This is a genomic window from Sphingomonas sp. (genome assembly GCF_003248515.1).
Lineage (GTDB): Bacteria > Pseudomonadota > Alphaproteobacteria > Sphingomonadales > Sphingomonadaceae > Sphingomonas_I.
The window spans coordinates 33375-46709 of sequence record NZ_QFOB01000002.1 but is presented as its reverse complement, the minus strand read 5'-3'; the positions used below and the strand labels follow the sequence as shown (position 1 = coordinate 46709).

The 13335-nt window shown below is 67.2% G+C and carries 12 protein-coding genes; 8 read left to right on the top strand and 4 right to left on the bottom strand.

Translation table 11 applies throughout. The annotated features are described in order from the left end of the window. Window positions 1–39 precede the first annotated feature (39 nt). The 3 genes from purL to DI605_RS03315 form a co-directional block, all read right to left on the bottom strand. Window positions 40–2274 (bottom strand): phosphoribosylformylglycinamidine synthase subunit PurL, encoded by a 2235-nt coding sequence (gene purL / locus DI605_RS03325; RefSeq protein WP_293969013.1) that lies wholly within the window; start codon window positions 2272–2274, stop codon window positions 40–42. A 92-nt stretch (window positions 2275–2366) separates the two neighbouring features. Next, window positions 2367–3119, bottom strand: a complete 753-nt coding sequence (locus DI605_RS03320; RefSeq protein ID WP_293969010.1) for a PEP-CTERM sorting domain-containing protein — start codon at window positions 3117–3119, stop codon at window positions 2367–2369. A 192-nt stretch (window positions 3120–3311) separates the two neighbouring features. Beyond that, window positions 3312–3692: a hypothetical protein gene (locus DI605_RS03315; protein WP_293969007.1), complete on the bottom strand. Its 381-nt coding sequence runs from the start codon at window positions 3690–3692 to the stop codon at window positions 3312–3314. Window positions 3693–3867: 175 nt separating this feature from the next. On the opposite strand from DI605_RS03315, the gene DI605_RS03310 reads away from it, so the two are divergent. Then, the gene (locus DI605_RS03310) at window positions 3868–4860 is read left to right on the top strand and encodes a cysteine synthase A (RefSeq protein WP_293969004.1); all 993 of its coding nucleotides are present in this window, start codon (window positions 3868–3870) and stop codon (window positions 4858–4860) included. Between the two features lie 186 nt (window positions 4861–5046). Here DI605_RS03310 and DI605_RS21480 read toward each other — a convergent pair whose 3' ends face one another. Next, complete coding sequence (locus DI605_RS21480) at window positions 5047–5547, bottom strand: PilZ domain-containing protein (RefSeq protein ID WP_367120026.1); 501 nt, start codon at window positions 5545–5547, stop codon at window positions 5047–5049. Between the two features lie 241 nt (window positions 5548–5788). On the opposite strand from DI605_RS21480, the gene DI605_RS03300 reads away from it, so the two are divergent. From DI605_RS03300 to murF, 7 genes are all read left to right on the top strand, one after another. After that, window positions 5789–6031: a hypothetical protein gene (locus DI605_RS03300; protein WP_293968999.1), complete on the top strand. Its 243-nt coding sequence runs from the start codon at window positions 5789–5791 to the stop codon at window positions 6029–6031. Window positions 6032–6350: 319 nt separating this feature from the next. After that, on the top strand, window positions 6351–6860 hold the full coding sequence (locus tag DI605_RS03295; RefSeq protein WP_293968996.1) for a hypothetical protein: 510 nt from the start codon (window positions 6351–6353) through the stop codon (window positions 6858–6860). Next, window positions 6857–7825 (top strand): 16S rRNA (cytosine(1402)-N(4))-methyltransferase RsmH, encoded by a 969-nt coding sequence (rsmH, locus tag DI605_RS03290; protein WP_293968993.1) that lies wholly within the window; start codon window positions 6857–6859, stop codon window positions 7823–7825. The genes DI605_RS03295 and rsmH overlap by 4 nt, the downstream gene beginning before the upstream one ends. Beyond that, on the top strand, window positions 7822–8679 hold the full coding sequence (locus DI605_RS03285; protein WP_293968990.1) for a hypothetical protein: 858 nt from the start codon (window positions 7822–7824) through the stop codon (window positions 8677–8679). Before rsmH ends, DI605_RS03285 begins: the two co-directional genes overlap by 4 nt. Continuing rightward, window positions 8676–10433: a penicillin-binding protein 2 gene (locus DI605_RS03280; RefSeq protein WP_293968987.1), complete on the top strand. Its 1758-nt coding sequence runs from the start codon at window positions 8676–8678 to the stop codon at window positions 10431–10433. Before DI605_RS03285 ends, DI605_RS03280 begins: the two co-directional genes overlap by 4 nt. Beyond that, complete coding sequence (locus DI605_RS03275) at window positions 10420–11856, top strand: UDP-N-acetylmuramoyl-L-alanyl-D-glutamate--2,6-diaminopimelate ligase (RefSeq protein ID WP_293968984.1); 1437 nt, start codon at window positions 10420–10422, stop codon at window positions 11854–11856. Before DI605_RS03280 ends, DI605_RS03275 begins: the two co-directional genes overlap by 14 nt. A gap of 109 nt (window positions 11857–11965) precedes the next feature. Continuing rightward, window positions 11966–13333, top strand: a complete 1368-nt coding sequence (gene murF, locus DI605_RS03270; RefSeq protein ID WP_293968981.1) for a UDP-N-acetylmuramoyl-tripeptide--D-alanyl-D-alanine ligase — start codon at window positions 11966–11968, stop codon at window positions 13331–13333. Window positions 13334–13335 lie beyond the last annotated feature (2 nt).

Genomic DNA, 13335 nt, shown 5'->3' with positions numbered 1-13335 from the left:
GCACGGCCGGATCGCCCACGCGGTCCGGCCTTTTTTTGCTCAGGCGAGCGTGGCGTCCGCGCCCATCAGCCTGGGGAAGAAGCCTTCATGCGCGGTGCGCAGCGCATCCATCCCCACGCAATAATCCCCGCATTCCAGCTCGAAGATCAGGCGGCGGCCCGCCGTGGTCCGGCCGATCGGCTCGGCCTCGATCCCGGCGGCTTTCGCCCCGGCGAGGAAGCCCAGCAGGGCATGATCGTCGACCGTGACCACATACAGGCCCTGATCCTCGGCGAAGAAGGAGCCGGCCAAGCCGAAGGGGGCCGCCCCATCGATCAATGCGCCGATATTGCCGGCCAGCGCCATCTCCGCCAGCGCCACGGCCAGGCCGCCATCGGCCACGTCATGGCACGCGCTGATCCAGCCCTGCTCGATGCCGTTGCGCACATAATCGCCCGTCTTGCGTTCCGTCGCGAGGTCCACGGCGGGCGGTGCGCCCTCCTCGCGGCCATGCAGTTCGCGCAGCCATAGCGACTGACCCAGTTCGCCCCTGCGCGCGCCGACCAGCAGGATCACGTCGCCCGGATTGCGGAAACCGATCCCCACCGATCGCGTCCAGTCCTTGAGCAGGCCGATCGCGCCGATCGCTGGCGTGGGCAGGATGGCGGAGCCGCCACCGGTGGCCTTGCTCTCGTTGTAGAGCGAGACGTTGCCTGAGACGATCGGGAAATCCAGCGCACGGCAGGCATCGCTCATGCCTTCCAGCGCGCCCACGATCTGGCCCATGATCTCCGGGCGCTGCGGGTTGGCGAAATTCAGGCAGTTGGTGATGGCGAGCGGGGTGGCGCCCACCGCCGTCAGGTTGCGCCAGGCTTCCGCCACCGCCTGCCGGCCGCCCATCGCGGGATCGGCGAAGCAATAACGCGGCGTGCAGTCGGTCGTCATCGCTAGCGCCTTGCCCGTGCCGTGGACGCGAACGACCGCCGCATCGCCGCCGGGGCGCTGCACGGTGTCGCCGCCCACCTGCGTATCATATTGCTCCCAGATCCAGCGGCGGGAGGCGATATCGGGCGAACCCATCAGCTTCAGCAGATCGGCCGCGACGTCGCCGCATTCGGGAATGTTGGCGAGCGGCGCGGGGGCGGGCGTCGGCACATGCGGGCGATCGTAGAGCGGGGCTTCGTCCGCCAGCGGGCCGAGCGGAATGTCGCACACCGTTTCGCCCTTCCAGACGAGCTCCATCCGGCCGGTTTCCGTGACGGTGCCGATCACGGCGAAATCGAGTTCCCACTTCTCGAAGATCGCCTTGGCGAAATCCTCGCGGCCGGGCTTCAGCACCATGAGCATCCGCTCCTGGCTTTCCGACAGCATCATCTCATAGGGGGTCATGGCCGTTTCGCGCTGGGGCACGTCGTCCATGATAAGGCGGATGCCGACGCCGCCCTTCGATGCCATCTCGACGGAGGAGGAGGTGAGGCCCGCCGCGCCCATGTCCTGGATGGCGACGATCGCGTCGGAGGCCATCAGTTCCAGGCACGCCTCGATCAGCAGCTTCTCGGTGAAGGGGTCGCCCACCTGCACCGTTGGGCGCTTCTCGTCCGAATCCTCGCCGAAATCGGCCGAGGCCATGGTCGCGCCGTGGATGCCGTCACGGCCCGTCTTGGAGCCGACATACACGATCGGATTGCCCACGCCGGAGGCGGCCGAATAGAAGATCTTGTCCGTCTCGGCGATGCCCACCGTCATCGCGTTGACGAGGATATTGCCATCGTAAGCGGGGTGGAAATTCACCTCGCCGCCCACGGTGGGCACGCCCACGCAATTGCCGTAGCCGCCAATGCCGTGAACCACGCCCGCGATCAGATGGCGCATCTTGGGATGATCGGGCCTGCCGAAGCGCAACGCATTCAGGTTCGCGATCGGGCGCGCGCCCATCGTGAACACGTCGCGCAAGATGCCGCCCACGCCCGTGGCAGCGCCCTGATAGGGCTCGATGTAGCTCGGGTGATTGTGGCTCTCCATCTTGAAGATGGCGGCCTGCCCGTCGCCGATATCGACGACGCCGGCATTCTCGCCCGGGCCGCAAATCACCTGCGGGCCGGTGGTGGGCAGCTTCTTCAGGTGAAGGCGGCTCGATTTGTAGCTGCAATGCTCGGACCACATGACCGAGAAGATGCCCAGTTCCACCAGATTGGGCTCGCGCCCCAGCGCGCCCAGCACGCGCTCATATTCTTCCGGGGAAAGGCCGTGCTCGGCGACGATTTCGGGCGTGATGGCGGGGGCGGCGCTGCTCATGGGCGTGGCCGATAGCGGAGGCGCGCGCCCTTGTCAGCGGGAATGGCCGCGCCGGCGCGATCGAAACGCAGATTCGCGGCGACGAAGGCGGATCAGGCGGAGCGCGTCGTTACCCGGATTGCCCGGCGGCGGCGCAACCTCAGCCCCAGCGCGCCGAAGCCAAGCGTCATCGCGGCCCAGTTCGCGGGCTCGGGCACGGGCGATGTGTCGCTAGCCACGGTGCGCGTGAAGGCGCAGTCGGCCGATTGATCGGGGCAGGTGTTCGCGATCGAGGATGTCAGGAGATATGTGTAAACGGGGTGGCCGCCGCCCGAGGAGATGTAGCCGCTCGCCGCCACGAGCACCCCGATATCATAGAGCGTATAGACGCCGGGCGCGATGGGGGCGGGATAGGGAATATAGGTGCCCACCAGCGCCGTGATCGATTCTCCGGGGTTCAGCGTGAAATCGGTCGGCGGGAAATAGGTGGGGCCCTGATAGGGCGGGGATTCGAACCGGTAGGGCTTGAACGCGCAGAAGCCGAATGTCTCGCCGTTGCACGAATAGGTGAGGCCCAGTTCCTGCGTGATGACCCGAGACGGATCGATGCCGTTCGCGAGCAGCTCGGCATCGGTAAAGCCGCCCGATATGAGCGCGCCATTCTTGATGATGATCGCCGCCGAATTGGCATCCAGCGTGAAGGTCACCTTCAATTCTATGCTGTCGCCCGGCTCCACCGTGCCGCTCGGCTGATCGAAGCGGATCGTGCCGAATGCCGTTGCCTCCGCCGGCGGGGCGGCCGGAAGAAAGGCGGCCAGCGCGGGAAGCAGGCCGCGAAACAGTTGCGAACGGATCTGACCCATCATGAGCGCGCTCCCCTACGAAACGGCATGGACGAACGGAGTCGAGGCGAGGATTATCCCGGTGGGACGGCGTGGGATCAAGAGTGTCCATCGGGCCGGGCACGTCGCTCGTCCCGTAGTGAGCCAGAAAGACGCGCCAAAAAGAAAGGGCGGGGATCGCTCCCCGCCCTCGTGGTTTTCATCTGTCCGGAAGGATCAGGCGTCGCAGGCCTGGGCGCTGCCGCCGGGAGCCTTGACCGTGATCTGCTTGGCGTCGGCAGTGCCGGTCACCTCATAATCGCTGCCCACATAGGGCTGGCCGGGGGCCGGCGCGGTCAGCGAGATGGGCGAGGCATCCTTCTTCGGCTTGATGTTCGCGGTCGTGCCGTCGTTGAACCAGTCGACCGAGACGACCGTATTGTCCTTGCACCGATAGGTCGTGCTCGCCAGCATGGCGGGCGGCAGCTTCACCGGCGGCGCGGCCTTGATCTTTTCCGCATCGGGATCGCTCGGGCCGCCGGCCGTGATGGTCTCGGGCTGGCCGCAGGCGGCGAGAATGAAGGAAAGGGCGAGGGGGGCGAGGACGATCTTGCGCATAGATGGCCCTCTTTGCGAGGCGCGCAACGATCGTCAAGTCGCCTATCACGCAAACGCAACATTTTTGCTGCGAATGCGATGAAAACATGCCGGATGCGCGACGAAAGGAGGAGTTTTCGATGATGAAGCTGAGGCTTCTTGCCGGGGGCGGTGCCTCTGCTATCTGCTTTGACCGATGACCAGCCCAGCCCAGCATGTCACCGAACTTGTCGGCAATACCCCGCTCGTGCGGCTTCGCCGCGCCAGTGAGGAGACCGGGTGCGAGATCCTCGCCAAGTGCGAGTTCATGAATCCGGGCGGCTCCGTGAAGGATCGTGCTGCCAAATATATCATCGAGGATGCCGAAGCACGCGGCCAGCTGGCGCCCGGCGGCACGATTGTGGAAGGCACGGCCGGCAATACCGGCATCGGTCTGGCTCTGATCGGTGCGGCCAAGGGCTATCGCACGATCATCGTGATCCCGGAAACGCAGAGCCAGGAAAAGAAGGATACGCTGCGCGCGCTGGGCGCCGAACTCGTCGAGGTGCCGCCCACTAGCTATTCGAACCCGGCCCATTATGTGCACACGTCGCGCCGGATCGCGGAGGAGACGCCCAACGCCCTCTGGTCCAACCAGTTCGACAATATCGCGAACCGCATGGCCCATATCCGCAGCACCGCGCCCGAAATCTGGGCGCAGACCAACGGGCGGATCGATGGCTTCACCTGCGCGGTCGGGACGGGGGGCACGCTGGCCGGCGTGGGGCTGGGCCTCAAGGAATATAGCCCGGACGTGACGATTGCGCTGACCGATCCGCACGGCGCCTCGCTCTACGAATATTATGCGCATGGCGAGTTGCGCGCCGAAGGCAATTCGGTGGCAGAAGGGATCGGCCAGAGCCGCATCACCGCCAATCTGGAAAGCGCGCCGGTCGATACGCAATATCGCATCTCCGATGAGGCGGGGCTTTCCTGGCTCTTCTCGCTGCTGCGGGAGGAGGGGCTGTGCGTCGGCCTGTCCTCCGGCATCAACGTGGCGGGCGCGGTGGCGCTGGCCCGTGATCTCGGCCCCGGCAAGACGATCGTGACGATCCTGTGCGACAGCGGGATGCGCTACCTCTCCACCTTGTTCAATCCGGCGTGGCTGGCCGCGAAGAACCTGCCCGCGCCGGATTGGCTGACGCGCTGAACGGGGCGGGATGCGTCGCCGTTCCTCAGGGTTGAACGGGCCGAAGGCGCGGGATGTGGCTGGCCGCATCTGAGCTGGCCCGAACGGAAAGACGGGTTTCGCTGTATTTGCGGGCGTGCCTCCCCCTGCCTGCCGGGAAGGGGGGGCGCTAACGTCGATTCCCGCCGGCCGCTTTGGGGGGGGGGGCTACGCCAAGTGGCTCGCGATCGTCGCAAAGGGCGTGCCCAGAACCTTCATCACCATATTCGCGATCAGGAGCGCGCCGGCCGCGCCGCCGGCCACGACGAGCGAGAATTGGAAGATCGCCGCCCGCTGCCTGTTTCTCTCGAACGCTTCGGCCGGGTCCGATGCGCGGGGCTGGGCGCGGCGTTCCACCGCGGGGTCGTGGGGTTCGGCGCCATCGGCGGCCGTGCCGTCCTCGATCATCCCGATGCTGATGCGATCCTGCGTCTGGATGCCGAAATGCTGCGCGTCGTGCCACACCACCTTGCCGACGATCACGATCTGCTTCCCGCGCCGGATTTCCACATAGGACCGCGCCTTCGGGACCGATCCGGTGCGGGCCATCAGCCCGCGTGAAGACATGTTGAGGATCGTGATATCGCTCCACCTGCCCTCGGAAAGCATCCGGGCGGGTGCGCAGACGCGAATCCGGGCCTCGCGCGGACGAAGGCCTGCGCGAACCACTTCGACCAGATTTGCCGCAATGGTGGCGATAAAATCTCTCCCGAACCCGCCACACGCCTAGGCGTGTTCTGGTTAAAATGACGTTGCATCAGTCATTTCCCGGTTTTCGGGCGAAAAAGCGCCAATCCCTGAAAAGCGGGCTGGACGGTTCGCCTCAGCTGTTCACCTCGACGGTTCACAAGCCCGGTTCGGCGCATTATCTTGCTGGAATGGCCGATCCCCGCCTTTGTTGGAACAGAATGTGCAGCGCGTCCGCGTCGGCCTGACGGGGCTCGCCTTCGTCTTCCTGCTGGTAATGCTGGCGACGGCATTCCTGCGCATGACGGGAAGCTCGGAGGGCGGCGCCGGGGCGCCTGTTCTGGCCGAGAATGTGACGACCCCCAGCGAGCCGCTCGCGCAACTGGGCGTCGTCCCCGGCAATCCGCAGCCGGCCGCTCCTGTTGTCGCCAAGCCCGATCCGGCCAAGCCCGCCCCGGCACAGTGATCTCGCCCGCGATCAGGAAGGCCGCGTGCCATCCGATCCCACGAAAAACCACGGGCGGGCGCTCGTCATTTTTGTCCACACAGCTTTATCCACAGGCTTTTTCTGTCGTAAAAAATTGTAAAACAACGGGATTTTATGAATCCTCCAAAGCTGTGAGCGGGATTTACTCACCATAGAAATCCATCCAGCGGTATTGAAAACCATAAGGATCCCATGATACTCCCCGATCATCCCAGGGAAGGAAGGCGCCTGTCCGCGCCCTCCGCCCGGGGGTAAGGCAGGGGATCAGGGCCCCCTGCCTGCTCGGACAGGGGCCATAGTGCAGATTGACCATGCCTTTCTCAGCCATGCGCTGAACGCGGTGGACGCGAAGGGCAGGGTGTCGGTCCCGTCATCCTTTCGATCGACCGTCGACCTTCGCATCCGCACCTACGGGATTGCGGGTGACGAGGTGCGCGCCACAGAGCTGATGATCGGCATGCACGCCGATGGCGATCGCCTGCGCGCTTATGATGCGGTCGGCACGCGCCAGCTGATGGAGGAGATCACCGAAGGCTTCGCCGATCTGCCCGCGCGCGAACGGCGCGAGGCGCTCACGCGTGCCAAGCGCTCCGAAGTCTCCACGCTCATGCCGGTCGGCTATGATGGCGCCGGTCGCATGGTGCTGCCGCCCTGGCTGCGCAGCGAGGCGGGCATTGGCGATACGGCGCTGTTCCTGGGCGTCGACACCTATTTCGAGATCTGGAATCCGCTGAAGGCGCGCGAGGCTCTGGCCGACGATCCCATGCTGGTGCGCATGATCGATTATTATCTGGGGCAGCGCGGATGATCGCGCCCGGCCCCTTTGTCGATCCGCGCCACGCGCCCGTCCTGCTGGACGAAGTGATCGCCGGCCTCGCTCCGGCCGAGGGCGAGACGCATGTCGACGGCACGTTCGGCGCGGGCGGCTATACGCGCGCCCTGCTCGCATCGGGCGCGCGCGTGATCGCCTTCGATCGCGATCCGGATGCGATCGCGGAGGGGCAGCCGCTCGTGGCCGAGGCGACGGGTCGCCTGACGCTGGTGCCGGAGCGTTTTTCGGAAATGCGCGGCGTGCTCGCCGATCTGGGCTGCGAGGCGGTGGATGGCGTGACGCTGGATATCGGCGTCTCCTCGATGCAGCTGGATCGCGCCGAGCGTGGCTTCTCCTTCCAGGCCGATGGCCCGCTCGACATGCGGATGAGCCAGGCGGGCATGTCGGCCGCCGATTTCGTGAACGAGGCGGACGAGGCCGAGATCGCGGACGTGCTGTTCACGCTGGGCGAGGAGCGCCAGTCGCGCCGCGTGGCCCGCGCGATCGTCGCCGCGCGCCCGATCGAGACCACGGCGCAGCTGGCCGGGATCGTCCGCAAGGCGCTCGGCTATCGCGAACATGACAAGAAGGACCCCGCCACCCGCACCTTCCAGGCGATCCGCATCCACCTCAATCGCGAGCTGGAGGAGCTGGAGGACGGGCTGGCCGCCGCCGAACGCGTGCTGAAGCCGGGCGGCCGCCTCGCGATCGTTTCCTTCCATTCGCTTGAGGATCGCATCGTGAAGCGCTTCCTCAAGGAGCGCTCGGGCGCCACGCCCGCCGGTTCGCGCCACCGCCCCGCCGCAGAGGCGGGTGCGGCGCCCAGCTTCGAGGCGGTCGCCAAGCCGGTGAAGGCCGGCGAGGCGGAGCTTGCCCGCAATCCTCGTTCGCGTTCCGCCACCCTGCGCGTCGCCCGGCGCACGGAGGCCAGTGCCTGGGCCCCGAAAGGTCTTTCCTCATGATCGCGCAGCGTTTTCGCTCGATCGGCTGGGTTGCCGGCTGTGCCGCCGCCGCCCTCTGCTGTTATCTCGCCTCCCAGTCGGTGGCGACGGAGCGGGCAGCACTCGCCCGCGTCGATCGCGAGATCGCGTCTGCGGGCAGCGACATTCGCCGCCTGAACACGGAAATCGCGGCGCGCGGCCGCATGGGCCAGATCGAGCGCTGGAATACCGAGGTGCTGGCCCTCCAGGCGCCCGCCCCGGGCCAGTTCGTGGCCGATGAGGTGCAGCTTGCCAGCCTTGCCGGCGGCAAGGGGCTGGATCTGGATCCCGCGATCGTCGCGTCGAAGGGCGCTGTGCGCAACGTCTCCTATGAGGGTGGCGCTCCGCAGCCGTCCGCTCCGGCCGATGTGGCGCCCGCGCCCGTATCCACAGCGCAGCCGCTGCTTCGCACCGCCACCTTCGTGCGCCCGAAGCCGGCCGTGCTCGAGGTGCCCGACAGTGCGATCCTGAAAGCGAGCGTGGTGCACACCAAGCCGTTCGCGCTGGATCTCGATGCCGATGCGGCCACTCCCGTTCCGACAAGGGCGGCCGACGCCCCGGCGCCGAAGGTGGCGGCGCCCGCTCCGGCGCCGAAGGCCGTCGAAAAGAAGGTGGCCGCAGCGCCGAAGGCGAAGCCCGACGCGGCAAGGCCCGTGACCGTCGCGGCCAGGGCCGTTCCGGCTGCCGCCGCCAGGGTGGAAGCCAAGGTGGCCGCCAAGGTAGGCAAGGCCGCGCCGGCCACGCTGACGGCCAGCCTGCTGCCGTCTGATCTCGGCAAGCTCATCGCCGCCGAGAAGAAGAGCGCCAAGCCCGCTCGCGCCCCGGCCGATCGGTGAACGTACAGACCACGATCCGAACCGAAACCGTGCATCGGCCGCTGTTCCGCGCGCCCGAGCCCACATCCGCGCCCGCCCGCCTCCAGCAATCGCATTTCCGCCTGATGGTGGTGATGATGCTGTTCATGCTGGTGACGCTGGCGGTGGCGCTCCGGCTGATGCAGTTCGCGATCTTCGGGGACGGGGAGAGCGCGCGCGTCTCCGCGCCCGTTTCCGCCCGCGCCGATATCGTCGATCGCAATGGCGTCCCGCTGGCGACGACGATCAAGGCATGGTCGATCGCGATCAATCCGCAGACCGTGCTGGGCGACAAGAATCAGCTCGCGCGCGATCTGGCGGCACTCATCCCGGAAAAGAGCGAGGCCGACTATCGGCGTATCCTCTTCTCGAAGAAGAAGTTCGTCTATCTGAAGGAAGAGGCTGTCCCAGCGCTCGTCGCCCGCGTCCACGCGCTGGGTGAGCCGGCGATCATGGAATTGCGTGTGCCCGAGCGCCTCTATCCGCAGGCTGCACTGGCCGGCCATCTGCTCGGCTATTCGCAGATGGTGGCCGATGCCAAGGGCAAGGAAGAGCTGACCGGCATCGGCGTGGAGCGCTTCTTCGACAAGCAGCTTTCGGCCGGCGAAACCGTCCAGCTTTCGATCGACACGCGCGTGCAGGCCGCGCTGGAGAGCGAGATTGCGCGCCGCATCGCGGAGACGTCCGCCGCCGGTGGCGCGGGCGTGATCCTCGACATGCGCACCGGCGAAGTGATGGCGCTTGCCTCGCTGCCGGACATCAATCCCAATTCGCACGCCCACTACAGCAATGCCGATATGGCCAATAAGGTGACCCAGTCTGCATTCGAGCTGGGCTCGACCTTCAAGATGCTCACCTTCGCCAACGCGATCGAGCATGGCGTGCTCAGCGATTTCCGCCAGACGTGGGATGTGACGCACCCGATCATGATCGGCGGCCACCAGATCCACGATGACGAGCCGATGCACCGCGCGATCACCACGCCCGAGGTGATGACCTTCTCGTCCAATATCGGCACGGCCAAGATCGCGGAGCTGATCGGGGAGGACCGGATCAAGGCCTTCTTCCGCGAACTGGGCTTCTTCGATCGCACCAGCATCGAACTGCGCGAGCGCGGCGCGCCGATCCTCCCGCGCGATTGGGGCCGTTCCACGATCATGACGACCGCCTTCGGTCATGGCATTGCGGTGACGCCGCTGCATCTGGCGCAGGCCTATGCCGCGATCGCCAATGGCGGCGTCTTCCATCCGGCCACGCTGGTGAAGCGCAAGCCGGGTGAGGCGATCCCCGGCAAGCGCGTGATCTCGGAAGCGACGAGCGCGCGGATCCGCCAGCTCATGCGCCTCGTCGTGCTCCAGGGCACCGGCACCAATGCCGATGCGCCGGGCCTGCGCGTCGGTGGCAAGACCGGCACGGCCGAAAAGGTCGTGAACGGCCGCTATGTGAAGAATGCCAACGTCACCACCTTTTCGGGCGCCTTCCCGATGGAAGATCCGCGCTATGTGGTGGTGGTGGTGATGGACGATGCCAAGGCGATCAAGGCGGCGCCGGGTGTGCAGAGCACCTATGGCTTCAAGACGGCGGGCTGGATGACGGCTCCGCTTGCCAAAAGGGTGATTCGTCGCGTCGGCCCCCTGCTCGGCGTGCGGCCGGAGTTGAACCGCGATATCGACGTGTCCGATCTGATGCCGCTGATCCTCGAGAAGAAGGTGCCCGGCAAGAATGCGTATGAATGAGCTGTTCGACGGGCTTCTGATCGGATCGCAGCCTGGCGCCGACGCCCGCGTCACCGGCTTTGCGATCGACAGCCGCAAGGTGGCGCCGGGCACCGTCTTCGGCGCCTTTCGCGGCGTGGTGCAGAATGGCGAGGATTATATCCCCGCCGCCATCGCCGCGGGTGCCGTCGCCGTCGTGGCGCGGCCCGAGGCGATCGTGGAGGGCGCGATCCATATCGCCGAGGCGGAGCCCCGCCGCGCCTTCGCGCGCGCCGCTGCGAAATTCTTCGCGCCTTTCCCCGATACGGTCGTCGCCGTCACCGGCACGAACGGCAAGACATCCACGGTGGAGCTGGCCCGCCAGCTCTGGCGGATGGCGGGCTTTCACGCCGCCTCGATCGGCACGCTCGGCGTCACCACGTCCGATGAAAGCGTGTCGACCGGCCTCACCACGCCGGACATCGTCACTTTCCTGTCGAATGTCGCCGGGCTCCGGCGCGAAGGCGTGAGCCACGTCGCGTTCGAGGCATCCAGCCACGGCCTCTCCCAGTTCCGGACGGAAGGCCTGCCCGTGATGGCGGGCGCCTTCACCAATCTCAGCCGCGATCATCTCGATTATCACGGCACGATGGAGGCCTATCTGGAGGCCAAGCTGCGCCTCTTCTCCGAGGTGATCGTGCCGGGTGGCACGGCCGTTATCTGGATGGACGATGCCCATGCGCCGCGCGTTGCCGAAATCGCGGCCGAACGCGGTATTCGGGTGCTGGGCGTCGGCGCGGCGGGCGATGGGCTGCGGCTGGTGAAGCGCGAGCCCACCCAGCTCGGCCAGACGCTGACGATCGAGGCGGAAGGCGCCACCCATATCGTGAAGCTGCCTCTGATTGGTGCCTATCAGGCGGCCAATGCGCTGACGGCGGCGGGGCTGGTCTGGGCCACGGGCGGTGATCTGAAGGCTACGCTGGGGGCGCTCGGCCGCGTCCAGCCGGTGCGTGGCCGGCTGGAGCGCGCGGCGATCAGCAAGGCGGGCGCCCCCATCTATGTCGATTATGCGCATACGCCGGACGGGCTGGAGGCGGCGATCGCGGCGCTGCGCCCCCATGTCGCCGGCCGGCTGATCGTGCTGTTCGGTGCGGGCGGCGATCGCGACAAGGGCAAGCGCCCGCAGATGGCGGCCATCGCCGCGCGCTTCGGCGATCATGTGATCGTCACCGACGACAACCCCCGCACCGAGGATCCCGCCGCCATCCGCCGTGATGTGATGGCCGGCGCGCCAGATGCGATCGAGATCGGCGATCGGCGCACGGCCATCGCCGCCGCCATCGCGGAGGCGGGGGCGGACGATATCGTGCTGCTCGCCGGCAAGGGCCACGAGCAGGGCCAGATCGTGGGAGATCGCGTGCTTCCCTTCGATGATGTGCAGGTGGCGCGCGAATGTGCGGGCTGAGCGTTCCGCTTGAGGCCAGTCTTTCGACTTCGCCCGGCGCGAAGGGGGCCTTCCTTTCCATTTTCCCCGAGCCCGTCGAAGCACGGCCTGCGTGCGCAGAGGTCCAACGATGACCCGCTGGACATCCGCGGCCATCGCCGCCGCCACCGGCGGCGCGGCTTCCGCCGATTTCGCCATCACCGGCGTCGCCTTCGATAGCCGCGAGGTGGGGCCGGGCGATCTGTTCGTGGCCCTGAAGGGCGAGGCGACCGACGGCCATCGTTTCGTGGCGCAGGCCTTCGCGCAGGGTGCGGCGGGCGCGCTGGTTTCCGAGCCTGTCGAAGGCCCCCATGTCCGCGTGGCCGATACGGCACGCGCGCTGGATGCTCTGGGCGCCGCCTCGCGCGCGCGGATGATGGGGCGCGTGATCGGTGTAACGGGATCGGTCGGCAAGACGAGCGTGAAGGAAGCCCTGTTCGCGGCGCTCGATCGCTCGTCGCCGGGCCGCGCGCACCGCAGCCTGAAAAGCTACAACAATCATGTCGGCGTGCCGCTCAGCCTCGCGCGCATGCCGCAGCGCACGCACTATGGCATCTTCGAGATGGGGATGAACCATGCCGGCGAGCTTTCGCAGCTCACCCGGCTCGTCCGCCCGCATGTCGCGATCGTCACGGCGGTGGCGCTCGCCCATGGCGCCTTCTTCGCCGACGAAAGCGCGATCGCGGACGCCAAGGGAGAGATTTTCGAGGGGCTGGAGCCGCACGGCACCGCGATCATCCCTTATGATAGCCCGCATCGCGATCGCCTGATCGCGGCCGCGCGGCCTTTCGCGTCGGAAATCGTCACCTTCGGGCGCGACAAGGCGGCCGATGTCTGGGCCCGTGAATCGATCGGCCAGCCGGCGGGCACGCTGATCGTGACGCGGCTGCGCGATGCCGAGCTGACCTTCACCCTTTCCCAGCCCGGCGATCACTGGGTATCGAATGCGCTCGCCATCCTCGCCGCGGTGGAGGCCGTGGGCGGGGATCTCACGGCGGCGGGCCTCGCCCTTGCCGAACTGCCGGGGCTGGCGGGTCGCGGCCGGCGCCTGCCCGTGCCGCTGCCGGAGGGCGAGGCGCTGCTGATCGACGAGGCCTATAATGCCAATCCGGCCTCGATGCGGGCGACTCTCGCCGTTCTGGGGCAGGAAAAGGCCGCGCGGCGGATCGCCATCCTGGGATCGATGCGGGAGCTTGGCCCGGCGGAAGCGCGCGAGCATGCCGCGCTGGCCGATCCGATCGCCGCCGCCAACGTCGATTTCGCGCTGCTCGTCGGATCGGAGATGGCCCCGCTTGCGGACGCGCTTGAGGGACGGATCGATTTCGCGCATGTGGCCGACGCCGCCGCCGCGGCGACCACGGCCCGGGGGCTGATCGGTGTCGGCGACGCAATACTCGTCAAGGGATCCAATTCCGTGGGGCTGGCGCGCGTCGTGAGCGCGCTGGCAGGGACCGTTTAACC